The organism is Delftia sp. BGA-UO-ETr-SB1 (genome assembly GCF_059567865.1).
The window spans coordinates 2,432,804-2,455,614 of sequence record NZ_JCAQOW010000006.1; the positions used below are offsets into that span (position 1 = coordinate 2,432,804).

The 22,811-nt window shown below is 64.7% G+C and carries 19 protein-coding genes; 8 read left to right on the plus strand and 11 right to left on the minus strand.

Annotated elements, in window-relative coordinates; genetic code table 11:
• Positions 1–160 precede the first annotated feature (160 nt).
• The 4 genes from AC57B5_RS29550 to AC57B5_RS29565 all read left to right on the plus strand — a co-directional run bounded on the left by AC57B5_RS29550 (position 161) and on the right by AC57B5_RS29565 (position 5,831).
• Positions 161–1,252 (plus strand): RHS repeat-associated core domain-containing protein, encoded by a 1,092-nt coding sequence (locus AC57B5_RS29550; protein ID WP_496400848.1) that lies wholly within the window; start codon positions 161–163, stop codon positions 1,250–1,252.
• 306 nt (positions 1,253–1,558) lie between these two features.
• Entirely contained in the window at positions 1,559–1,999 is a 441-nt protein-coding gene (locus tag AC57B5_RS29555) for a hypothetical protein (protein WP_496400849.1), read from the plus strand.
• Between the two features lies 1 nt (position 2,000).
• Complete coding sequence (locus AC57B5_RS29560) at positions 2,001–2,405, plus strand: hypothetical protein (protein ID WP_496400850.1); 405 nt, start codon at positions 2,001–2,003, stop codon at positions 2,403–2,405.
• Positions 2,406–2,972: 567 nt separating this feature from the next.
• The gene (locus tag AC57B5_RS29565) at positions 2,973–5,831 is read left to right on the plus strand and encodes a midcut-by-XrtH protein (protein WP_496400851.1); all 2,859 of its coding nucleotides are present in this window, start codon (positions 2,973–2,975) and stop codon (positions 5,829–5,831) included.
• Positions 5,832–6,067: 236 nt separating this feature from the next.
• On the opposite strand, the gene AC57B5_RS29570 is transcribed toward AC57B5_RS29565, so the two are convergent.
• From AC57B5_RS29570 to AC57B5_RS29590, 5 genes are all read right to left on the minus strand, one after another.
• Positions 6,068–7,336 carry a ferritin-like domain-containing protein gene (locus AC57B5_RS29570; protein WP_496400852.1) on the minus strand — a complete coding sequence of 423 codons (1,269 nt, stop codon included), beginning with the start codon at positions 7,334–7,336 and terminating at the stop codon, positions 6,068–6,070.
• A gap of 8 nt (positions 7,337–7,344) precedes the next feature.
• Entirely contained in the window at positions 7,345–8,211 is an 867-nt protein-coding gene (locus AC57B5_RS29575) for a phosphate/phosphite/phosphonate ABC transporter substrate-binding protein (RefSeq protein ID WP_207443897.1), read from the minus strand.
• Positions 8,212–8,274: 63 nt separating this feature from the next.
• Positions 8,275–9,384 (minus strand): acyl-CoA dehydrogenase family protein, encoded by a 1,110-nt coding sequence (locus AC57B5_RS29580; RefSeq protein ID WP_012206305.1) that lies wholly within the window; start codon positions 9,382–9,384, stop codon positions 8,275–8,277.
• Positions 9,385–9,681: 297 nt separating this feature from the next.
• Positions 9,682–10,911 carry a sensor domain-containing phosphodiesterase gene (locus AC57B5_RS29585; RefSeq protein WP_013801771.1) on the minus strand — a complete coding sequence of 410 codons (1,230 nt, stop codon included), beginning with the start codon at positions 10,909–10,911 and terminating at the stop codon, positions 9,682–9,684.
• A gap of 417 nt (positions 10,912–11,328) precedes the next feature.
• Positions 11,329–12,123, minus strand: coding sequence for a helix-turn-helix domain-containing protein (locus tag AC57B5_RS29590; RefSeq protein WP_496400853.1), 795 nt, complete (start codon positions 12,121–12,123; stop codon positions 11,329–11,331).
• Between the two features lie 95 nt (positions 12,124–12,218).
• On the opposite strand from AC57B5_RS29590, the gene AC57B5_RS29595 reads away from it, so the two are divergent.
• On the plus strand, positions 12,219–12,935 hold the full coding sequence (locus AC57B5_RS29595; RefSeq protein ID WP_496400854.1) for an aspartate/glutamate racemase family protein: 717 nt from the start codon (positions 12,219–12,221) through the stop codon (positions 12,933–12,935).
• 124 nt (positions 12,936–13,059) lie between these two features.
• Here AC57B5_RS29595 and AC57B5_RS29600 read toward each other — a convergent pair whose 3' ends face one another.
• Positions 13,060–14,442: an aminotransferase-like domain-containing protein gene (locus AC57B5_RS29600; protein ID WP_496400855.1), complete on the minus strand. Its 1,383-nt coding sequence runs from the start codon at positions 14,440–14,442 to the stop codon at positions 13,060–13,062.
• 175 nt (positions 14,443–14,617) lie between these two features.
• Between AC57B5_RS29600 and AC57B5_RS29605 the strand changes: the two genes are divergently transcribed.
• Positions 14,618–14,851 carry a hypothetical protein gene (locus AC57B5_RS29605; RefSeq protein ID WP_012206300.1) on the plus strand — a complete coding sequence of 78 codons (234 nt, stop codon included), beginning with the start codon at positions 14,618–14,620 and terminating at the stop codon, positions 14,849–14,851.
• A 73-nt stretch (positions 14,852–14,924) separates the two neighbouring features.
• Here the strand turns inward: AC57B5_RS29605 and AC57B5_RS29610 are convergent, their stop codons facing one another.
• From AC57B5_RS29610 to AC57B5_RS29620, 3 genes are all read right to left on the minus strand, one after another.
• A complete protein-coding gene (locus tag AC57B5_RS29610; RefSeq protein WP_310636603.1) occupies positions 14,925–16,151 on the minus strand; it encodes a PQQ-dependent sugar dehydrogenase in 1,227 nt (408 codons plus the stop codon).
• A 126-nt stretch (positions 16,152–16,277) separates the two neighbouring features.
• On the minus strand, positions 16,278–16,691 hold the full coding sequence (locus tag AC57B5_RS29615) for a VOC family protein (RefSeq protein ID WP_496400856.1): 414 nt from the start codon (positions 16,689–16,691) through the stop codon (positions 16,278–16,280).
• Between the two features lie 96 nt (positions 16,692–16,787).
• Positions 16,788–17,177 (minus strand): MerR family transcriptional regulator, encoded by a 390-nt coding sequence (locus AC57B5_RS29620; RefSeq protein ID WP_496400857.1) that lies wholly within the window; start codon positions 17,175–17,177, stop codon positions 16,788–16,790.
• Between the two features lie 74 nt (positions 17,178–17,251).
• On the opposite strand from AC57B5_RS29620, the gene AC57B5_RS29625 reads away from it, so the two are divergent.
• Both AC57B5_RS29625 and AC57B5_RS29630 read left to right on the plus strand, forming a co-directional pair.
• Positions 17,252–18,361 (plus strand): SDR family oxidoreductase, encoded by a 1,110-nt coding sequence (locus AC57B5_RS29625; RefSeq protein WP_496400858.1) that lies wholly within the window; start codon positions 17,252–17,254, stop codon positions 18,359–18,361.
• A 12-nt stretch (positions 18,362–18,373) separates the two neighbouring features.
• Positions 18,374–19,318 carry an oxidoreductase gene (locus AC57B5_RS29630; protein ID WP_225613960.1) on the plus strand — a complete coding sequence of 315 codons (945 nt, stop codon included), beginning with the start codon at positions 18,374–18,376 and terminating at the stop codon, positions 19,316–19,318.
• A 46-nt stretch (positions 19,319–19,364) separates the two neighbouring features.
• On the opposite strand, the gene AC57B5_RS29635 is transcribed toward AC57B5_RS29630, so the two are convergent.
• Both AC57B5_RS29635 and AC57B5_RS29640 read right to left on the minus strand, forming a co-directional pair.
• Positions 19,365–20,813, minus strand: coding sequence for a DUF1501 domain-containing protein (locus tag AC57B5_RS29635; protein WP_063325694.1), 1,449 nt, complete (start codon positions 20,811–20,813; stop codon positions 19,365–19,367).
• Positions 20,814–20,844: 31 nt separating this feature from the next.
• Positions 20,845–22,749, minus strand: a complete 1,905-nt coding sequence (locus AC57B5_RS29640) for a DUF1800 domain-containing protein (protein WP_496400859.1) — start codon at positions 22,747–22,749, stop codon at positions 20,845–20,847.
• Between the last annotated feature and the right edge of the window lie 62 nt (positions 22,750–22,811).

The following is a 22,811-nucleotide window of genomic DNA, read 5'->3' on the forward strand; positions in this document are numbered from 1 at the left end:
GAGCGGGGCAGTCGAAACCAGCAGCACCGAGATCAGCGACGCAGCCAGCGCCAGCTACACCTACGACGCCAACGGCAACCGCCTCACGCAGGCGCAGACAAAGGGTGCCGTCACCTCCACCAACAGCTACCACTGGAACGCCCAGGACCAGCTCGTCCGCGTGGACCAGGACCAAGGCAGCGGCGCACAGACCCTGGCCCAGTACCGCTACAACGCAGGCAACCTGCGCGCAGAAAAATTCCTCAGCAACGCGGGCCTGAACAAGGCCACGCAAGGCCGCACGGCCACCTACAGCCCGCTGGCCTATGAACGCATCCAGTGGGACGGCCTGCACGCCCGCCGCAGCTTCGAGATTCGCGGGACAGACAACACCCAGACCCTGCACAGCGACACCGACGCAGCCGTGCTGGCCGGCAATACGGCCCCCTGGCTGTTCAACCGCACGCAATACGCCAACGGCCTGGGCAGCACCAGCAGCACCACGCAGCTGCATGCGGACAGCAACGGCAACCTGGTGGCCACTGTTGCCAGCGAAGGCGGCACGGCCAAGGCCGACAGCCTGCTGCTGTACGGCGCCTACGGCAGCGTGGACAGCGAAGCCAGCGGCAACGCGGGCGTAGGCCTCAAGAGCAACGGCAACAGCTTCGGCAGCTACTACGCGGACCCGGAAACTGGCCTGCTGTACGCCAGGGCACGCTACTACGACCCGGCCAGCGGCCAGTTCATCAGCCGTGACCCGGTGGAGGGTGAGGCGAGGCTGCCGATCACCTGGGGTGCGTACCAGTACGGCAGGTACAACCCGTATCGGTATACAGACCCCAATGGAGAGTGCGACAGCTGGCGTGACTGCGGGACCAAGATTGCCGGTGGCCTGGTTGGCGGTATCGGGCTCACCGCCGTCAAGGCGGTGGAAGGCACGCTGGACACCGCCAGATTCATCGGTGACGGTTACCTGGGCCTGTTTGGCAGTGAAGCAGCGCAGAGAAGAAACAGTGAGCGCCTGGACCTGATCAATGGTGTCATAGACAACGCAGGCCAACTGCCGTCTGCAGTCAGGCAAGCCATCGCCAACATTGATGAAAAGGCGCAAGCGGAAGACGCCAACGGCAACACCTTCACGGCAGCGATGCTGCGCGGCAACTATGCCGGTGAAATCGGTCTGGCCATTGCAGGCCTGCCCCAAGCGGCCCGGAGTGCAGCGAGCCTGGCGGACAAGGGTTTGGCGGGGGCGGGCAACGCTGCGGCCAAGTAGCGAGTGGTTGCCAGGGCGCTTGCGAGGGAGTTGCAGGCGGCGGAGCCTGTGCTGGCGGCGAAGGCGCCAGAAGCGCCGCAAGTTCGCACCGTCGATGTGCAAAAAGACACAACGCACAGAATTCTGAAAGAACCGGATACGCTGACGTCTGCTGCAAAGATGGAAATGCAGCCGGCGAGCAAGACGGCGGGGTTCGACGGAAATGATGCGGCGCCCGATGCGAAAGATCCTATAGGCGCATCTGGTCCCAAAAATACAATAGCTACGGCTAGTTCTGGCCAGTTGGCCGAGTTGCGACCGTGAACCATGCTTTCTCGGCGTCAAGCTGAAATTCATGAGAAGTTAGCGACGCAAGCAAGTATTGGGGAATTCTCAAAGAAAAACGTCTCAATGAACGACTTGCGGGCAATTGGTCAAGTTACTGGTGATGAATATAGTATGTTCACGTTGGGCAGCAGGAGACTAGTTATAAGAGTATATGGAAATGAAATATCAGTTTCTCAAGAAATGCTAGATGGTCTTTTGGCGGGTAATTATAAGAAATGGTCGGGTCACACTCACCCGCCTGGCTATTCTATTAACCCCGCTCCAGCGGATAGACCATTTCTTCAACAGATGGGGCAGCAGCGTAGCGCTATATGGGGTGACGGCGGGCATCATACGTTCGGTCAGCTTCCATCAGACGACGCAATCATTCAGTCTGAAATTATGCGTAAGCAATGGTCAAGAATCTATGGGGGAAATTAGAGTGAAGAAAGATAATTTGACTAGTGAATTTGATAAGGCTTTTCAACTGTTCTTTGAAGGTTTTCTGAGAAGTTATCCAAAAGAGACTTGGCCTTCTTGGTTTAGAACTTCTACTAACTATGGAGGTTGCAAAAAAAGTGAAGGAGTTTGGGAATTTTGTTTTACAGGAATTCCTTCGTCAGTACTAGGCGCGGGAGACTCTTGGGAAGAGAGGAATGGTGGATATATTCTCGTCAAAACCGATCCTGATACTGGTGCGAAGCGTTATGTTATATCTAATGCGTCAAATGAAGTTTTTGTTATTTTTAAGGCTGTTGTTGACATAAATTCTGAAAATTTCTCAGTTGTTTTCAGTACCGATATTTATGAAATTGATGGTCGAGATTTGCTACCTTTGAGGAAGTAGAGGGGTAAATCGAGTGCTGGCAAAAGCCACAGAATCTGGACACCGGTGCTGCAACTACGCTGAACTATCGCGACAGCGGCCCTGACCAGCTAGTCAGCGTAGATAAGGATCACGGCAATACCGCTACAACGCAGGCAACCTTCGCGCAGAAAAATTCCTCAGCAACGCAGGCCTGAACAAGGCCACGCAAGGCCGCACGGCCACCTACAGCCCGCTGGCCTATGAGCGCATCCAGTGGGACGGCCTGCACGCCCGCCGCAGCTTCGAGATTCGCGGGACAGACAACACCCAGACCCTGCACAGCGACACCGACGCAGCCGTGCTGGCTGGCAACACCGCCCCCTGGCTGTTCAACCGCACGCAATACGCCAACGGCCTTCAAGTGGCGTGTATCAGGAGGGCTTCTCAGCTGCCAATTACCTGCTTTCAGGGATATGCGCTGCGCAGGCCGTCGTCTAGAGTAAGAAATTGTCAGCAGCGCAGTCATTTGTGGCCTGCCTGAAGGCAGTGGCGGGGACCGCTCCCCGCCTGTTCGGATCTTCGGATCTTTTCTTCCAGGCCAGACCCATGCTGCAACTTATCCAATTCCTTGCCCGTGGCACGGGGCTCGCACAGGCGTTGGGCGCCTTGGCCGTGGCCTGTGCCGTGCCGGCCGCCCAGGCCCAGAGCATTACGGTGGCACCGCTGGCAGCCGTGGCGCCGGCGGCGATTCCTGTGGACCACCCTGGCGCTCTTGCGCTGCTGGCGTTGGCCTTGGGGGCCTGCCTTGTGCGGGGTGTGCAAAAAGGGCGGATCTCCCTGGTCGGCCTGCGTGCATGGGCCATGGACGGTGCTGTTGTCGTGACCGCAGCCACGGCGGTCTGGGGCGAGCGGGTGCAGGCCCAGATTCAGGAATTGCAGGAAGCCTTCAACCAGGCCGCAGGCGAGACGCTCACCGTTCCCGTGCAGACGACAGCGGTGGGTGCCGATGGCGCACCGCAGGGATTCCTGCCCGTGGTCTATAGCAACCAGACGTCGGTGCGGCTGAAAATCACCGGCATCACGGACCCTGTGTGGAACATCTGCTTTCCGCTGGGCGTGCCCGGCGCGATTCCCACGACGGCCGCGCGTCCCGGCAGAGCCTGCGCGGTCGGCGCCACGCTGGAGGCGGGCGGCTCCTGCTGGGTGGACGTGGCGCAACTGTGCGCCGAGGCGGCGGACACCGTGCGCGGCAGCCATCCCAGCGTGCTTGCGCCCGACAGCGTGCAGGTGGACACGGCCGGGCAGCGCACGGGCAATGTGCTGTCCAACGATTCCGATGCCGATGGGGCGCTCGTGGTCGCCAGCTTCACCTATGAAGGCCAGACCGTGGCGGCCGGCAGCTCCCGGAACGTGGCGGGGCGCGGGACCTTCGCGCTGCAGGCAGACGGCAGCTTCACTTTCCAGGCGGATGCGAACTACAGCGGCGGCCATCCGCTGGCCATCGGCTACACCGTGCAGACCGGCGCGTCCAGCACGCTGAGTGTTTTCGTGAACCGGGTGCCCGTGGCCGGCAACGATACGGCCACCACCGATGCCGATACATCCGTCACCATCGCCGTGCGCGGGAACGACAGCGATGCGGATGGGGACAGCCTGACCGTTTCCGGCATCACCCAGGGCACCCACGGTTCCGTGGTCGTGGATGCCGTCACGGGCAATCCGGTCTACACGCCGAACGCCAACTTCACCGGCAGCGACAGCTTCACCTACACCATTGGCGACGGCAGGGGCGGTTCTGCCACGGCCAGCGTGTCGGTGACGGTTGCTGCTGCGCCCTCCGGCAATCAACCGCCAGTGTCTGTCTCCGATGCGATAGTGGTGGCCGAGGGCGCTGTGGCCACGGTCCTTGCCAGCGGTGCAACCAGCGTGCTGGCCAACGACACGGACCCTGACGGCAATCCGCTCGTCGCGGTGCTGGTGACGGGTCCTGCGCATGGAACCTTGACCCTGAATGCGAATGGCACCTTCAGCTACACCCACAACGGCAGCGAGACGACTTCCGATAGCTTCACCTACCGTGCCAGCGACGGGCAGGCCATGGGAAACATCGTCACCGTTTCCATCACGGTCACTCCCGTGAACGATGCACCGGTTGCCGTGGCAGATCAATTGATGGTTGCCACGGACATCCCGCTGAGCATCAGCTTTGCCACGCTGCTGGCCAATGACACGGATGCCGACGGCGACAGCCTGACCATCACCTTGGCTCATTCGCCGGTCAATGGCAGCCTCGCATTGCAGGCGGGCGGGGTGCTGTTCACGCCCGCTGCAGGCTACGAAGGACCGGCCAGCTTTCTCTACGACGTCAGCGATGGGCGCGGCGGCACCAGTATCGGCACGGTCAATCTGTCGGTTGGAACGGCCAGCGCTCCTTCGGTCGTTGTCCTGAAGTCCCTGCTGGCCATCGCACACGGCACAGGCGGGACCAGCGTCAGGTTTCCGATAACCACGAAGCTGGTGGATACGGATGGCTCGGAAACCCTGTCGATCAGGATCAGTGGACTGCCCACCAATCTGTCCTTCAATGCGGGTACGAACCTGGGTGGTGGTGTCTGGCAATTCACCGAGGCCGACCTGCCCAATCTCATCCTGAATCTGCCTGGCAGCTACACCACGAACGCCACGTATCTCACGGTCCAGGTCACGGCGACGGAGGTCAGCGGCGGCTTCACGGCATCGACATCCACCGTGGTCACGCTCAAGGCCTCATATACGACCGTGGATATCACCACGACCGAGAGCGGCAACCATACGGGCAGCTCGGCCAACGAATACATCACCGGTGGCAACGGCGCCAACACCATCAACGCCGGCAGCGGAAACAACATCGTTTTCGGGGGCGCTGGCGACGACAACCTGTCGGCGGGCTCGGGCTCCGATGTGCTGATCGGCGGCAGCGGCAACGACACCCTCAACGCGGGATCGGGCACGGACCGGCTGATCGGAGGCTCCGGCGACGACCTGTTGATAGGCGGCGATGCGGGCGAGAACTTTGTGGATGTCTTTGTCTGGTTGCTGGGAGATCAGGGGGCGGCGGGAACGCCGGCCTTGGACCGAATCCAGAACTTCTCCACGGCGGCAGCGGGAACCAACGGCGCAGGCGGTGATGTACTGGACCTGCGCGACCTGCTGCAGGGTGAATCCGCAGGCCCCAGCAATGCCGCAGGCAACCTGGCCAACTACCTGCACTTCGAGATCACTGGAGGCGATACCTGGGTCCATGTCAGCCACACGGGCGGCTTCGGTGCAGACTCCCATGCGGTGGGTGCAGGCTACTCAGCATCGGCCGAGACACAGCAGATCATCCTGGAAGGCGTGAATCTGCAGACGCTGTATTCCGGTGCCGCCACGGATCAGCAGATCATCACGCAGCTGCTGAACAGCAATAAATTGATCGTGGATTGAGGCTGCCGTTCGGGCCTCGCCGTGCGAGAAATGCTCCCGCAGCTCAACGCCGCTCTTGCGCAGGCGCAGACTGCTCCTGGCCCGCCTTGGTCGCGCGGGGCGGCGCCACCGGCATGGGAAACCCGACAAGCGCAAGCGCCACTGCGAAAGGCAGCAGGCAGTAGAAGAGCACGCGCTTGAGCTTCATTCGCCGGAATTGAGGGTGCTTGCGCAGCCTTCAAGTGGCTGTTCCCCGGCTACATGAAATTCCTCGTATGCAACGAAGCCAGCCGCTCTGCGTGTTCCCGCTCGAACCCCAGCCGCAGCAGCTTGGAAAACCGGCCGTCGGCCATGTCGCGCATGAGCTGCTGCACGCGGGCGGCGCCGCGGGCCAGGGCTTCGGGGGTGAGGGCGCCGGCGGCGATGACGATCAGGGCGTCGAAGACTTCCTTGTTCAGGCCCGAGGTGCCAGCCAGGTTGTCGAAGCGCTGCTCCACGGCCTGGGCCAGCTGATGCTGGAAGCCGGGCTCGTGCTGCAGGCGGTACAGCAGGTGGGACATGCCCAGGGCCACATGGCGCGCCTCGTCGCGTGCGGCCAGGCGGCAGATCTGGCGTGTGAGGGGGTCGGGCGCCTCGGTCTGCAGGAACTGCAGCAGGTGCACGAAGGTGCCTTCGCCCAGCACCGACAGCAAAAAGCCCGCCACGGAAAAATCCGTCTCGTCCAGCAGGCTCTTGAGCGAGGCCTGGCCGCCCGCCGTGGACAGGGCGGGCTCGCGGCCGTGGCGGCGGATGCGGCGCGTGAAGACATCGATGTGCCGCGCCTCGTCGGCCACCTGGATGGCCAGCGCCGCCTGCAGCTCGCGGTAGTGCGGGTGCAGCTGGCCCAGAAAGCGCGCAGGCACCAGCAGGGCCGCGTTCTCGTTCTCCACCATGTAGGTCATGAGCTGGACGATGGCGTCCTCCACGGGCGCGGGCAGCTCGGGTGCATCGCACCAGTCGATATCGGTGTCGGCATTCCACTGCGCGGCCACGGCCTGGGCGTAGAGGTCGGCGGCGCTGTCGGTCCAGACCTGCAGCTTGTCGCTGAGCCGGAAATGGAAGGCCGGCGCCCCGGCTTCCACCTGCGCGCCACGCGCGGCCAGGCCCCAGAAAGGCTGGGCCTGCGCGGCCACGGCATCGCCGCCCGCGCGCGCATCGCTGCGGCCCGTCTGCGCCGCGCCGCGCCAGCGCCCGGCCTGGGCGCCGCCGCGCGCCACGATGGCCATGGCCTGTGCAGCACCCGCGCCGTCCTCCCAGCGCAGGCCGTGGCCCTGGTCGCTGCACCAGCCCGACAGCTGGGCCTGCCAGCCCGGCGCGCTGCCGGTCACGCGCAGCTGCCCGCCCACGGGCAGGGCGGCCAGCGCGTGCTTGACCAGAAGATGGGCACCGGCATCGAAGCCCAGACCCTGCAGGTCGATGACAGGCAGGGTGGAGGCGTGCAGGGTGCGGGCGTGCAGGGCGCCGCTGTCGGAATCAGGCATGGCCATGGCGCGTATCAGTAACGGTAGTCCTGCACGGTGATGCGGCCTTCGGCGTCGTAGAAGGCCTCGTCTGTCACCGCGCGCTCCAGCAGGCCGTAGCCCGTGCCGCGGCCCGGGTGCCAGACCTTCAGGCCTTCCAGTTCCAGCAGCGGGCGCACGGCCGCGTCGTCCCAGGACATGGCCAGCAGGATGTCGCGGAAGGCGGCGGCGCGTTCGGCATCGATGTGCGGGCCGGCCGTCATGTTGCAGTGGTCGAAGGCGCCCGAGGTGGCCAGCACGCGCGTGCCGCCGGCCGGCAGCGTGCCTTCGCGCGCAAAGGCCTGGTAGTTCTTGCCCACCATCCATGAAGCCTGTATCTCGCCGGTCACCATGGCTGCGGCGGCCAGGCGCTCGCCGCCGATGTGGTCGCCATGCTTGCCGCCCAGCACGTCAAAGCGGCGCGCCGTGTAGTCGCGCCCGGCCAGCAGCCCTTCCTGGCGCAGATGGTCCAGCGGGATCAGCGTGGCCTGGGGCGAATCCACGGCACCGAAGCCCACGGTCTTGCCGCGCAGGTCCTGCACGCTCTGGATGGGGCTGTCGGCGGGCACAACCAGCAGCGAATGCAGGTCCAGGTCGGTGTCGCGCATGGCGATGGATTCCACGCGCAGGCCGCGCGCGCGGGCCATGCGGTCGGCGCGCACAAAGGCCAGCGGCGAGTTCCAGGCCAGGTGCACATCGCCTGCGATCAGCGCCTCGGTCAGCGACTCGTAGTTGGAATAGAGCACGTAGTCGAAGTAGTAGCCGCGCTCGATGAAATACGCCTTGAAGCCTTCCCAGATGGTGATCACCTTGGGGGCGTAGGCCACGGCGCCGAGCTTGATCACGGGGGCGGTTGTCGTCATTCGGAAGTCCTTTGCTGGATGGGGAAGAGGATTGAGGCTATCGACAGGATCTGCGGCGCAGGTTCAGGCAGCGGCTTCGCACATGGCCTTGCCCAGCATGTCGTAGATCACGTCGGTGGTGGGCGCCATGACCGAGGCGGCGCGCGCATCGCGGAACAGGCGCTCTATGCCCAGCTCCTTGCGGAAGGCGGCGCCGCCGCACACGCGCATGGCAATGTCGGTCACTTCCAGTGCGGCTTCGGCGGCGGCGGCCTTGGTCTGCAGCAGGCGCGTGCGCGTGTCGGGGCGGGCGGCCTGCACGGCGGCCACGGTGTCGTCGCGCAGCAGGCGCGCCTGTTCCAGGCGCAGCTGGGCGCGGGCCAGGTAGGCGCGGATGGTGGGCAGGTCGGCCAGCGAGCTGCCGCTTTCCGCAAAGCGCGTGCCCGCCACATGGGCCACGGCGCGGCGCAGTGCGCCCTGCATCAGGCCGATGGAGGTGGTGGCGATCAGCGTGGGGAAAAACGGCATCAGGTGGCGGCCCTTCACGGCCTCGCCCTCGCCATCGGCGCCCAGCATGCGGGCGCGTGGAACGCCCACATCGCGCGCCTCGATGGGCGACGACGCATTGCCGCGCAGCCCCATGCCGTTGAAGCGCCCGGGAATGGACAGCCCCGGCAGTCGGCTGTCCACCAGCCACAGCGTATTGCCCTCGCCCTGCGTGGCGCGCGAGATCCAGACATAGGAATCGGCCTCGCCGGCCGAGGTGATCATGCTCTTGAGCGCATTCAGGTGGATGACATCTTCGGCAGCGGTGGCCGTGCCCGTGGGTGCCCAGATATGGCTGCGCGATCCCGCCTCGGACACGGCCAGCGTGGTGATGTGGCGGCCGGCGGCAATGTCGCGGCGCACCTCGTCATCGGCAAAGGGCTCGATCAGCGCCACGCCGCAGTAGTGCATGGTCAGCACCATGGCCGTGCAGGGGCAGTCCTGGGCAATGCGCTCAATGACCTGCACCGCCTCGGCCAGACCCTTGCCCCGGCCGCCCACCTCGCTGGCGCTGATCAGGCCCAGCAGGCCGGCTGCGGCCAGCGCATCCAGCGCAGCGCGCGGGTAGCGCGCCTGCTCGTCAATCTGCGCGGCCTGGGGCGCGATGATCTCGCGCATGAGGGGTTCGAGTTGCTGCAAAACTTCCATCTGGGTTCACCGTAGGCATGCCCATGGCCGCCTGCCAAGAGGCACTTGCTGGAAGTCTGGGGAAATGCTGGAGCGCCGCGATGGCCGCTGGGCGCGCCTGCCGCATGCAGACCTGCAATGGCGGATGGGCTGGGGGAAAGAATGCGAAAGATTATGCGCCGGGTGCGCGGCGGCCGGGCGCAATTGCCGGTGGCGCTTGATTTCGGTCAATTGGTGGCTGGGTACTGCCTTCGGCGGTTTCGGCCAACAGGCGGCGGGCAGCCAGCCAGACGAGGATGCCTGCAGGAAGATCGTGGCCTATATTGCAGCGCCCATTGCCAGCGCCTCTTGCGGCCCTATCGGCTTGGCAAAAAAGTAGCCTTGGGCCAAATCCACGCCCAGGCTCGCCAGAGTGTTGAATTCCTCGGCTGTCTCCACACCCTCGGCAACCACCACGCTTCCTATCTCGTGCGCGAAGCTCGTGAGGCCCTTGGCCAGCGCACGGCGGCTGCGGTCGGTATCGACATCGTGCGTGATGCTCATGTCCAGCTTGATCATGTCTGGCTGCAGATGCAGGATGTGCCGCATGCTGGAGTAGCCGGCCCCCGCATCGTCGACTGCCAAGGTCGCGCCCCGGCGCCGCAGCGGCGCCAGTGCATCGGCCAAAGCCCTGTAGTCATCCACGGCGGCATGCTCCGTGATTTCCAGCGTCACGCGTGAGAGATCCCGGTCCGAACCCAGAAGCCTGGGCAACTGCCCCGACTGGATCAGTTGCGGCGAGCAGTTGACGGCGAGCAGCCAGTCGGTGGGCAGGCTGCCAAGTGCGCCAAGCGCTGTGTCGATCGCATGGCGCTCCAGCTCCAGCCCCAGCCCCACCTCATGCGCTGCCTTGAACCACTGGTCGGGCGGGCGACGTGGCTCCAGGTCAAAGCGTGACAGACATTCGAAACCATGCAGCTTGCCGGTCGCGATGGTGTATACGGGCTGAAATACGGGGCGCAGCGCATTGCCTTGCATTGCAAGTCGAATTTCGTGCGTCACTTTGTCTCTTGCATGCCGGACGGCAGAAGTCGCACTGAAATGGAGTCCCAATAAATCGGAGAATGCCCGCAGCAGTGACATATCGTGCGCATTCAGCGCAGGATTGGGCTGGTGGCTGAAGCAGCACAAGGTGCCGAACAATTGGTTGTCATCCAGGCGGATGGGAACGCTCAGGTGCGAGCCGATGGGAATGGTGTGCGTTTCCGGTATCTCCTGGGCAGCGGCCAACAGGGATGTGTCGGGAATCAACTCCGGCAATTCGCCATTGACCACTTTCTGGCAATAGCCCTCGCTCAATGGAATCTTCTGATGCTGGAAAATCACCCCGGCAGTGCTCTCGTCCACATGCTCCAGCACCCGATCCTCTTCCCGGAATCGGGCCACAAAGGCGACATCCATGCCGAGATGCCGACGAACGACAGACAGAACACGGTCGACTCCATCCAGTTCAATGGCAAAAGCGAAAATTCTGCTCAAAGGTGCGAATGTGGATTTACGAAGGGTCATTTCGTTGATCTGCTCTATCAGATGTGTACGCACACTAAATTCACACGCTGCCTGCGGGCTGGCTATCCTCGGCTCTGAGTGCGATGGTCAAGCGGTGCGATATGAATTGATAAAAGGAATGAATTATCATTAACCCGCTCCATTGACCGATGCGCGGCAAATCGTGGTTGCCGCGCGATAGAAAATCCCAATCGCACCTCCGGTTGCAACCTCAGTGGCAACCCCGTTTGCAACCCAAAGCAGTAGTGAGAAGAACAGACTTAAGTATGCGCGGTTGAAGTGCGCAGGTCGAGTCCGTCTGTTCGGATTGACAATAGTTATGAAAATCCAACACGGGCAGCTGAAAGGGCCCGGCACTCCCTGGAAAGCCCTTCAAGCCCTATGTCCCGGCTGTGGCTGTCTCAGGTGCTCCATCCGTCATTGCTTGCCCGTGTGACGAATGCGGGCCAGGTACTGGCGGGGAGTCAGTCCCAGAGTCTTGCGGAAAGCGACGCCCATGTGCGACTGATGGCTGAAGCCGCAATCGTGGGCGATACCCGCCAGGGAATGGGCGTCTGCCCGCATCATGGAGCGGGCCGCCTGTACGCGGGTTTCCACAAGAAAGGCATGCGGCGTCATGCCCAGCAGCTGGGAAAACTCGCGCAGAAACTGCAGCGGCGTGCGCTGGACCATCCGGGCCAGCTGGGCAATGCTCAACGGCTGCGCAAACTCGGCCGCCATGCGCTCCAGGACAGGGCGGTACACCGGGCGCAAGGCCTCGACGCGGGCGGTGGGCGCGTGGCATTGCCCGGCCATGAAGCACAGCGCAGCCTGCTCAATGGCCAGCGTGTCCGGTTCGGTGCTCAGCAGCAGCTGGCGCAGTTGGTGCGCCATCTGCAAGGCGCTGCGCTGCCCGGGCGTCACAACGCGCCGGGCCTTGGTTGCAGACGCGCCGTCGCTGAGCCATTGTTCCCAATGCGCCTGGGTGCAGCGAACCACCAGATACTCGCCGCCCGTAGCCGATTCGGAAAATACGTCGACGCCCGGCGGCGTGCATGCCACCGTCCCGGGCCAGGTATCGAAGTCGACGCGGCGATCGCTGGCAATGGCATGCACGCCCTGCTGGCGCTCCAGCGCGATGCCCAGCGAATGCAGGCGGGTCGGGTCATGGCTGCTGTAGGGCGTGCGGCCCAGCAGCTGCACCTCGAATCCCGGTGGTTCGTGATCTGTCATCGCTGTATTGCCTTGTATGGCCCTTGTCTCGCCTTGCGTTCCTGAACTGAAATTTCCTGATAGACGCGAAATCGGCCGCTGCCCAAACTGCGGGCATGAACTCAAACCACAAGGAAATTCACCGCGTCATCGGTCTCATCGGTGGCATGAGCTGGGAGTCCAGCGCCGAGTACTACCGGCTCATCAATCAGGGTGTGCGTGACAGGCTGGGCCCGCTGCGCTCCGCAAAACTGCTCATGTACAGCGTGGATTTTGGCCCCATCGAGCAGGCCCAGCATGAAGGCCGATGGGACGACGCCGCCGCCTTGCTGGAGGATGCCGCGCGGCGGCTGCAGCAGGGCGGGGCGGACGGCGTGCTGCTGTGCACCAACACCATGCACAAGCTGGCAGACCGCATTGCGGCAGCGGTGCGCATCCCTTTTCTTCACATTGCCGACCCGGTAGCCGACGCAGCCCGCACACGCGGCTACCGGAAGCTGGGGCTGCTGGGCACACGCTTCACCATGGAGCAGCCCTTCATGCGCGAGCGGCTGCAGCAGCAGGGTCTGGAGGTGCTGGTGCCGCAGGAGGCAGACCGCGCCGAGGTGCACCGCATCATCTACGAGGAACTGTGCACGGGCCGGATTCTTGAAGAGTCGCGGCGCACCTATCAGCGCATCATGGCGCAGCTGGCCGGGCAGGGTGCGCAGGCCATGGTGCTGGGCTGCACGGAAATCAGCCTGCTGGTGCAGCAGGAGCATTGCCCTGTGCCCGTGCTGGATACCACCGCCCTGCATGCGCAGGCGGCGGTGGACTTCGCTCTGGAGCCTTGAGCGGCCAGCGAGCCATGCCCGGGCCTGCTTTCAAAGGCGTGCACCCCCCGGGTTGCCGGGGCGCCTTGAGCCGTTGTGGCCACCTATCGGCACAACGCCTCACGCCTCGATGCGCGCCGAACCGCTAGACCACGGCGGCGCTGAACGACTCGGGCAGGCGCGCAAGCAGATGGGACAGCCGCTGAAGTCCCGCCTGCAGGCGTCCACGGTCCTTGATGCTGCCCAGGGAGATGCGGATGGCATTCACGGATTCGCCGCCGGTGGCAAAGGCCTGTGCCGGCGTGACGGCGATGCCCTCGCTGTCGGCGGCACGCGCAAGCTGCGAGGGGCTCCAGTAACTCGGCAGCTCCAGCCATACATGCAGGCCGTCTCCCGCTCCGCTGTACCGGCCGGCCAGCACATCCCTGGCCATCCGGTGGCGCAGGCGCGCCTCCTTGCGCACGCCTTCCATCAATTTTCCGGCCGAACCGTCGAGGATCCACTGCGTGGCCAGGGCGGCCGTCAGCGGCGTGGCCATCAGCGCAAACGATCTCAGCGCGACCAGGAAACGCTGGCGCTCGTGCGGGTCAGGCAGGAGCACGAAAGCCACCCGCAAACCGGGCGTCAGGCATTTGGAGAGGGTGGAGATGTAGTACACCTGCTCCGGGGCAAACCTGGCGATCGGCGGCGGCGGGGCATCGGCCAGCAGCCAGTAGGGATCGTCCTCGACGATGCGCACATGGCAGCGCTTTGCGATGCTGGCGATCTCTTGGCGCCGGTCCTCGGCGAGCGTGATGGCGGTCGGGTTCTGCAGTGTCGGGTTCAGGTAGACCAGCCCGGGCCTGTGCTGTCGGCATGCCTGCTCAAGCCGCTCGGGCATGATCCCCTGGCTGTCCGCTTGCACCGCAATGATGCGACGGCCGAACTGGGCCGCTGCGGCACGCAGGCCGGGATAGCTGGTGGGCTCGGTCAGGATCACATCGCCAGGCTCCGTCAGCGCAAGCACCAGGGCGGCAATCGCCGCCTGCGCGCCCGGGCAGACCACCAGCTGCCGGGCATCCACATCTCCGAACATGGGCTGCAGCCACTTGGCGCCCGCCTTGCGGTCGGAGTCGCTTCCCCCGCCCAGGTGGTAGGTCATCAGCAACTGGGCATCCGCACCCATCAGCACTTGCGACAGGCCCTGCTTCAACATGTCGTCCAGGTCCACGCCAGCCGGCGGTGGCGGGGTGTTCATGCTCAGGTCCAGCACGGCGTTCAGCTCCACCTTGGGCGCCGCGACATAGGTGCCTCTGGCGCCGCGTCCCTCCAGCAGCTGGCGGCGCCTGGCTTCGTCGTAGGCGCGCGTGACCGTCGTCAGGTCCACTTCCAGCTGGGCCGCCAGCCGGCGTTGTGGGGGCAGGCGGTCACCGGGCTTCAGCGATCCGTCTGCCACCGCTGCCTGCAAGGCATCGGCGATCTGCAGGAATCGGGGGCCGCCCTGCACGGCCAGTTGCGGCAACCATAGGGGCAATGGCTCATCTTGCATGGATTTAAGCGGCGACGTATGGGCTCATGTATGGAAATTGCTTTTGGGTAGTATGCGCCACAAGGTGTGGCAGCACCGTGCTTGCATGGCCGTCGCTGACGCTCTCGCCTCCCATGTCCGGGAGGGAGGCTCCCCACCATGGACAGTGCCAAGTCATTGGCTGGAAGCTCTCAAAATGATCGATTGGGTCCCCATAGTCTTCGTCACCTTCAAGGTGCTCGTGTTCGGCACGGCCATGTTCTTCGCCATCAAGTGGCATTACGACCAGGGCAAGAAGAAGGGGGCGAGCCGGCGTGAGCTGCTCATTGCCAGCGGCAAGATCGTTGCCGTCTTCACGCTGCTGCTGCTGTGCGTGCTGCTCTTCACCTTCGGCCTGGCCACCATGCTGGGCATGGACCTGAGCCTTTGATGGCAGGTGGCGCTGCCAGCGCCGGGCCTGTGCCCGCAGGCCGTGCCCAGCGCGGCAACCATCCCCCAGCTGCCTACTTCGGTGTGAGCCGATACAGACCGCCCTTGCGGTCGTCCTCGATCAGCCACAGCGCACCATCCGGCGCCTGCGCCACGTCGCGGACGCGAAAGCCTACCGTCCAGTGCTCGGCAGGCGTGGCGCTCGCACCGTTCACCTCGATCCGGTGCAGGGCGCGGGTCAGCAGGCCGGACGCAAACGCTGAGCCCTTCCACTGCGGAAACATCTCGCCGCTGTAGAACATCAGGCTGCCCGGCGCGAAGACAGGCGTCCAGTAGATCACGGGCTTGGTGAGGTCCGTTCGCGTATCCGGGCTGGCAATGGGCACGCCGTTGTAGTTCACCGCATAGGAGACCAGCGGCCAGCCATAGTTCTTGCCCGGCTCGATCAGGTTGAGCTCATCGCCGCCGCGCGGCCCATGCTCAAGCTCCCAAAGACGCCCATCCGGCGCGAACGCCAGGCCGTAGGGCGTGCGATGCCCCGTGGACCAGGTCTCGGACGGCGTCAGATTCGGACCGTCAAAGACAAACGTGCGCAACACCGGCGCGGTCTTGGCGGCCTCGGTGTCCTTGGGCGGATCGATCACCGGAACCGACGTTGCGCCGGTCTGCCCCTGCATCGGATTGCCGGGCGCGGGCTTGCCGTCCAAGGTCAGCCGCAGGATCTTGCCGGCCGGCTGATTCGGGTCCTGGGCAGGCGTGAAGCGCTGCCGGTCCCCTGCCGTGAGGAACAGAAACTTCTGGTCCGGCGAAAAAGCCACGGCGGCACCCACCTGCCCACCCTTGCCCTTGACGGGGTCGCGCCAGATCACTTTCAGGTCTTCCAGCGCAGCGGTGCCGGCACCGATCCTGAGCGTGGCGCGCGCGAGCGCCAGGCTCGACGTGCCGCGGATTTCTCCGGGCTCCGAATAGGTCAGGTAGATGGCCCCGTCGCTCGCATACGAAGGGGCCAGGTAGACACCGAGCAGGCCGTTCTGGTTTTCATGCAGCACGGGCGGCACGCCGGTGACTTCGAGCTTTTGCCCGTCCTGGGCCGCGAGAAACAGCTTGCCAACCTTCTCGGTGACCAGCATGCGCCCGTCCGGCAGGAAGGCGATGCGCCAGGGCAGATCGAATTGCGCGACCTTGCTGACCTTGAACGGAGGCGATGCAGTGGCAGGCAGGGTTCCCGCATTGATCTGCGCCAACACAGGGGTTGCAACCATGAGCAACCAGGGAATGAGTCCAGACTTCGGCAATCGCATGCTTTGCTCCGCAGTGGGGGACGGGACAGTATCCGCGCATCACCGCCGCACCGCAGAATGCACCGCCGAATTCCGGGCTATCTGCGCGGCAAGCCTGAAGTGGCGTCCAGCCGCGTTCAGGCTCGCTCACCCAGCGGATGCAGGCATGGCCGCCGGGTCCATCCACAGTGCCGCCCACATGTGTCCATCAGGATCGGCCAGATCGCGCGTGTACATGAAGCCGTGGTCCTCCATCGGATTCACGTCGGCCTGCCCGCCATGGGCCGCGGCGGCCTCGTTCATCGCATCCACGGCGGCGCGGCTCTCAAGGGCCAGGGACAGCATCAACCCGCAGGAGCCGGCCGGCGGCAGCGGGCGCTGGGTGAAGGTGCGCCACTTGGCATGCGTGACCAGCATGACCTGGATCGCCTCGCTCCAGACCATGGCGGAACCATCCTCACTGCTGAACTGCGGGTTCTGGCTGAAGCCCAGCGCCTTGTAGAAGGCGGTGGAGGCGCCGAGGTCGGTCACGGGGAGACTGATGAAGAGGGGCTTGGTCATGCTTGGCTCCGTGGGTTGGGCTGCAGTTCTGGTGGGTGCAGGACGGCTCGGTCAGGACATCCATCATGCAGCACCTGCACTCCGGATGCTGCCCCGTTAACTGGAAGAGCCATTGAGTTGCTGAAGCTCAAGTTGCCTGGCCGCACTGGCTTCAAGGTTTGCGCGCTCCGCATCCAAATACCGATAAATGCTTTTGAGGTCAGTGATTTTCTTTCTGATTTCCGCCATCTTCTTTTCAATCAGTCTTGCACCCCCGGCGCAATCTATTGACTTGTTTCTCTGAGCATTCAGAATTTCGCCTATTTCCCCAAGAGAAAATCCCATGCTTTGTGCCCGCTGGATAAAGTCCAGGTCTTGCAGGGTTTGCGGTGTGTAAACGCGATAGTTGTTGGTTCGCCGCAAGGGTGAAATAAGGCCGATTTTCTCGTAATAGCGCAAGGTATGGCGCGTGGCGCCGCTGCGGATCTCAAGTTCTCCGATATTCATGGAAAAATCGCTTGACTGTAGAGTTGAGTCGACAGTCTACACTTGGTTTTTTCATCGTGCCAAGGAGTAGAAAAATGAGCGTGGAGTGCTTTGTTACGGGAGGGACGGGCTTCATCGGCCAGCATTTGCTGTCGTACCTGAGCGCGAAAGGTCACACCATTCGGGTACTGATGCGTCGCCCGGAGCGCCTCGCTGAACTGCGCCAGCAGGTCGATGGTTTGGGTGGCGTTGCAGCCCGCGTCTTTGCCGTAGCCGGCGATCTGGAGCAAGAAAACCTTGGTCTGAGCCCTGCGGATAGAGAGGTCCTGCGGCAGGCCGAGGTCGTATTCCATCTGGGAGCCCACTTCGCCTGGGGCCTTTCGATGGAGCAGGCACGTGCAGTGAATGTGGAAGGGGCAAGGCGCGTGGCGCAGTTGGCGGCCGAGCAAGAGAGCCGGTTGGTGATGATTGGCGGCTACATGCTGAAAAACAATGAACATCTGCAACGCATCGGGATTGATCCCGGCCATCCGGAGCTGACGGATTGGCCTGCCATCTATCGCCAAGTCGGTGCTTACGAGGCGAGCAAACTGGAGGCGCATTTCGCGACCCTCGGCTTCATGAATGCCAAGGATGGAGAGATGACCGTTGTACACCCCGCCACGGTTTGCGGACATAGCCGCACGGGGCATATCGCGGATGGCCAGCCGCTGGTGGATCTGATACGCAATCTGGTGCAGGGAAAGCTGGCTGCAGTACCCGGTACTGCCGCGCACTGGTTGCCACTGGTCACTGTGGATTATCTGGTCGAGTTGGTGGCGGCTTGCGCCTTTGATCCTTCCATGGTGGGCCAGGAACTGCTGGCCCTCGATGCCCAGAGCCCTGGCTTGCAGGAACTTCTCACGCAGGTGGCACAACCTCTTGGGCTGAAGGCGCCCGGGCATCATATTCCGCTGCGATTGCTGAAATGGCTTCTGGGTATTCGTCCCATTGCGAGGTTTTTGAATACCAGCGCCGAGGCCCTGGATTTTATCCAGACAACCCGTTTTGACACGACGGAAGTGGAGCAATTTGCCCAAAGGCACGGAATCAAAAAGCCGGATATGCGCCAGTCGTTGAGGAATACTGCAATATATGTCAACTCATATTGCATTCCAAAAGGCAAGGCCCGCCGACTTGCCCCTCCATTGCGCAGAACATCATAATCACCGCTTTCAATGGTGCCCGGGTTGCCGCTGCGCACCAATATCAAGGAGCTCGTTTCAGTGAATCAACCAACCCATCCACGCATCGCGGTGCTGGGGCCCGGGGCAATCGGGACAACGGTTGCTGCTGCGCTGCATGAAGTCGGTCGCACGCCGTTGCTGTGCGGTCGTACGCCGCGCGACAGCCTGACGCTGCACGGCAGCGGTCTTCGCATCGTGGTTCCCGGCCCGGTCAGAACGGATCCGGCCCAGGTCGAAGGTCCGGCGGATCTCGTTTTTCTCGCGGTCAAGGCGACTCAAACTGCTGCGGTTGCGCATTGGCTGGCGGCGTTGAGCGGTCCGCAAACCGTCGTGTGTGTCCTGCAAAACGGGGTTGAGCAGGTGGAGAGTGTCACCCCGCTGTGCCCGCAGGGGCGAATCGTTCCCGCAGTCGTGTGGTTCCCTGCACAGGCGCAACCCGACGGGTCGGTGCTACTGCGCAGCGACGCCCGGATCAGCCTGCCTGACGAGGCCGCTGCCCTCGTGGTCGCGCAGGCACTGCAAGGCACCCGATGCTCGGTAGACCTGGTTTCGAATTTCAAATCCCTGGCGTGGCAAAAGCTGCTGCAGAACGCAGCGGCCGGGCTCATGGCACTCACGCATCGCCGCTCAGGCATGTTCGGCCGGCACGACATCTCTAAGCTCACTCTGGACTATTTGAGGGAGTGCCTGGCCGTGGCACGCGCCGAAGGTGCTGAACTGGGCGATGAGGTCCCGCAGGCGATCCTCGACAAGTTCCAGGCATTTCCGGCCGACCTGGGCACGTCCATACTGGCGGATCGCGAAGCAGGCCGGCCGCTCGAATGGGATATCCGCAACGGTGTCATCGCGCGCCGCGGCCGGGCGCGCGGAGTTCCGACACCGATTGGTGATGTCCTGGTGCCGCTTCTCGCCGCAGCGAGCGACGGCCCCGGCTGATCATTCGTGCCTTGACCACAAAGCCCGCGATCGCAAAAGCAAGGCTTCAGCCCATGAACCCCAGATCGATGGGATACGCCGAGCCGCCGAAGTTGCCGATGTGCGGCAGCACCCCCGCCAGCTCGGTATTGGCCACGCCGAACCAGCGCGCCAGGGTGGCGGCGTACTGGTCCACGGCGGTGCTGGGCAACAGGCGCCCCTGGCCGACATGCCACTGGTCTTCGCTGCCGCTGCCGTTGCCCACGCTGATGGGCGGTGGCGCGCCGTAGAAGGACGCGCCACGCACCGCGCCGCCCACGACGAAGTGGTGGCTGCCCCAGCCATGGTCAGAGCCGTCGCCGTTGGAAGTCAGCGTGCGGCCGAAGTCCGACGCGGTGAAGGCCGTGACCTTGTCGGCCACGCCGAGTTCGGCCGTGGCGTTGTAGAAGGCCGTCATGGCACTGCTCACCTTGTCGAGCAGCTGCGGCTGGTTGGCGATCAGGTTGTCGTGCAGGTCGAACCCGCCCAGCGAGACGAAGAACACCTGCCGGCGCGTGCCCAGCGCGTTGCGTCCTGCGATGAGCCGGGCCACCACCTTGAGCTGGTCGGCCAGCGGGTTGCTGGCAGGGAAGGCGGTGGACAGGCTGCCGCTGGAGAGGGCTGAAGAAATCTGCCCCTCGGCGCTGATGGAGCGCTGCGTGACGCGGGCGTACTCGGCCTCCATCGCGTGGCTGCCGGCCGTCTGCACCAGCTCGCTCAGCAGGCCGCGCACGGCGGTCGATCCATAGACGTTGGCGCCCTTGACGGCGTTGATGGGCACGGCGCCGCCCGGGCTGATCTGGTACTGCAGCGCCTGGTCGCCCGAGAGAAACACGGCGTTGCCCGTGGCCGAGATGCAGGTGAAGAGCGATGTGGCGTTGGACGACAGCGCCAGGTCGCCCAGGTTGCCTCCCCAGCCCACGGTGGAGCCTTCGGCGCCCTGCGACTGCCAGACCGACTGCTGGTCGTTGTGCGAGAAAAGCTTGGGCGGCAGCGGGTAGCTGCGCCGGTCGCCGGTGGCATATTGGGCCCGCGTGAGCGGCACCAGCAGCGGGCCGACGTTCAGCTGCACCGCCGCGCGGCCCGCGTTGAAGAGGCCGGCCAGGCCCGTCATGGACGGGTGCAGCGCGTACTGCATGCCACCGGCCAGCGCCGTGCGCGGCTGCAGCAGCGTATTGCCCAGCGCGGCGCGGGCCAGGGCAATGCCACCGGCCGTGCCATCGCTGTTGCCGCCGCGGATGGCGGAGTACTGCCCGTAGCGGGTGCTGTCGTAGGGCACGACGGTGTTGGCGTAGTCGCAGCCGCCGTAGAGGAAGACGCAGACCAGCGCCTTGTAGTCGTTCGCCTCGAAGGCGGCGGCCTCGCCCAGCGCGGCAAGGTTCAGGGCGAAGGGCAGGGCGGTGCCGGCGGCGGCCAGTTGCGTGCTGCGGCGCAGGAATGCGCGGCGCGTGTGGCGGGCGGGGTCGATGAAATTCATGGCGATATCGCTTTGCTTTGCAGACGTTCGGTCACTTCTGCACCAGATATTCGGGACTGGCCATCACCAGCAGCACGGCGGCTGCCACGCGGTTGAGCTGGGTGGCGGCGTTGCTGGTGGCCGTCACCGGCGTGGCATTGAGCGCTGCCACGATGCGCGCCTGTGTGGCGGCCGATACCTGCCCTGCCGACAGCAGCAGTGCCACCTTGCGCACCAGCGCGGCGGCGTCGGCCACCAGGGGCAGCAGGTTGGCGTAGCTGCAGGTGATGTCGAAGCCGTTGGCCGCGCTGCTGCCGCCCTGGGGCAAGTCTGGCGCGTTCACGTAGTAGCCGAAGCGGATCACGTTCTGCATGAAGTTCAGGTAGCCGCTCACGCTGGTTTCGGTGACGATCTGGAACTCCGGCGCCACCTGGCCCGTCGTGGCCAGGGGCGTGGAGGGCGGCACGTAGCCCGGGCGGAAGAAGTTGAACACCGAGCCCGAGCGCAGCGGGCTCTGGCCCAGGCGGGTGGCCGGGTCGCTCAGGTTGTCGATCTTCCAGGTGCCGCGTGCCGACCGCAGCCCGAAGGTGCGGCCCCATTGCACGAAGCGCACCATGGGCTCGCGCAGGCGGCCGTACTGGGGGCTGGCAAGCCCTGCCGCGCCGCGCGCCTCCGGGTCCAGCAGCACGGTGGCGATCACGGCGCGCAGGTCGCCCCGCGTGCCGCTGCCGTTGTCGGCGAAGGCGGCGGCCACGCGCCCCACATAGGCGGGGCTGGGGTTGCTGGTGACCAGGCGCTGGATCAGCTGGCGCCCGATGAAGGGCCCGACGTTGGGGTGGTTGAACAGCGTGTCCAGCGCCGCCTTCAGCGCCGCTGGCCCCGACGTGCCCGCAGCCACGGTGGTGCCCAGGAAAGTGGCGGCCAGCGTGGAATGGCGCGCGGCGTTGAAGGCCATGGGCAGCAGCGCCTGCTGCAGCCCCGTCACCGTGCTGCCGCTCAGGTTGGTGGGCTGGTTCTTGCTGGTGTCGTAGTCGTAGCCGGTGAAGACGCGCGCCAGATTGCTCACATCGGCTGCCGAATAGGTGTCGATGCGGTTGCCGCTGCCGTCGCGCTGCTCGGTGCCGTCGGGGTTCAGGCGGTAGAGGCCGATGGTGAACAGCTGCATCACCTCGCGGGCGTAGTTCTCGTCGGGCTGGCGGCCGCTGCGGGCGTCTTCCTTCTGGTTGCCGCGCGTGCTCAGGTAGATGCCCATGGCCGGGCTGAGCGTGACGGCCTCCAGCAGCGTGCGGAAATTGCCGAAGGCGTGCTGGTTCAGCAGATCCCAGTAGCCGGAGGCCAGGAAGATGCTCCAGGGCTGCTCCAGCCCGGTGGTGGAGACCACCATGATCTCCGACAGCGCCAATGCCACACGCTTGCGCACGGCGTCGCGCTCCGTGAAAAGCTGGCTCCAGAGCATGAAGTCGGAGGGGTACGAAACGTTGTCGTAGCGCGTGCCGGCCTCTGCCACGCCGTAGCCGCGCTGCATCAGCCAGGCCGTGCCCGTGGTGTCCACGGGCAGCGCGAACTGCTCGGCCAGCCAGGGGCCGTAGCCCTTGGCGCGCAGCGCTGCGATCTCCTCGTCGGTGGCCGAGAACTGCGCCTGCAGCAGGAAACGCGCGGCTTCTTCGTCGCTGGCAGGGGTGGCCGTGGTGCCCGTACCGGTACCGGTTCCGCCACCAGGGCCGGTGCCCGTGCCGCCGTTGCCTCCATTGCCGGTACCGGGTGCCGTATCGCCCCCGCCGCCTCCGCAGGCCACCAGCAGCGCGGCCGCCAGGGAGGAGGCCAGGGCGGGGGGGATCAAGGAACTCTTGGCTTCATGGCCGAGGTGGCCGGGCTCTGCGCAGGCAGGCAAGGAGTTCGCGGGCGCGCGGTCGGGCGGCTGCAGCGTGGAGGCTGCAGCCTGTGGTGTGGGGTGCATTGCGGGCTTTCAGGCGGCGGCCGGGGCGGGGTGACGGACTGCCCCGCTCCTCGGCACGTGGC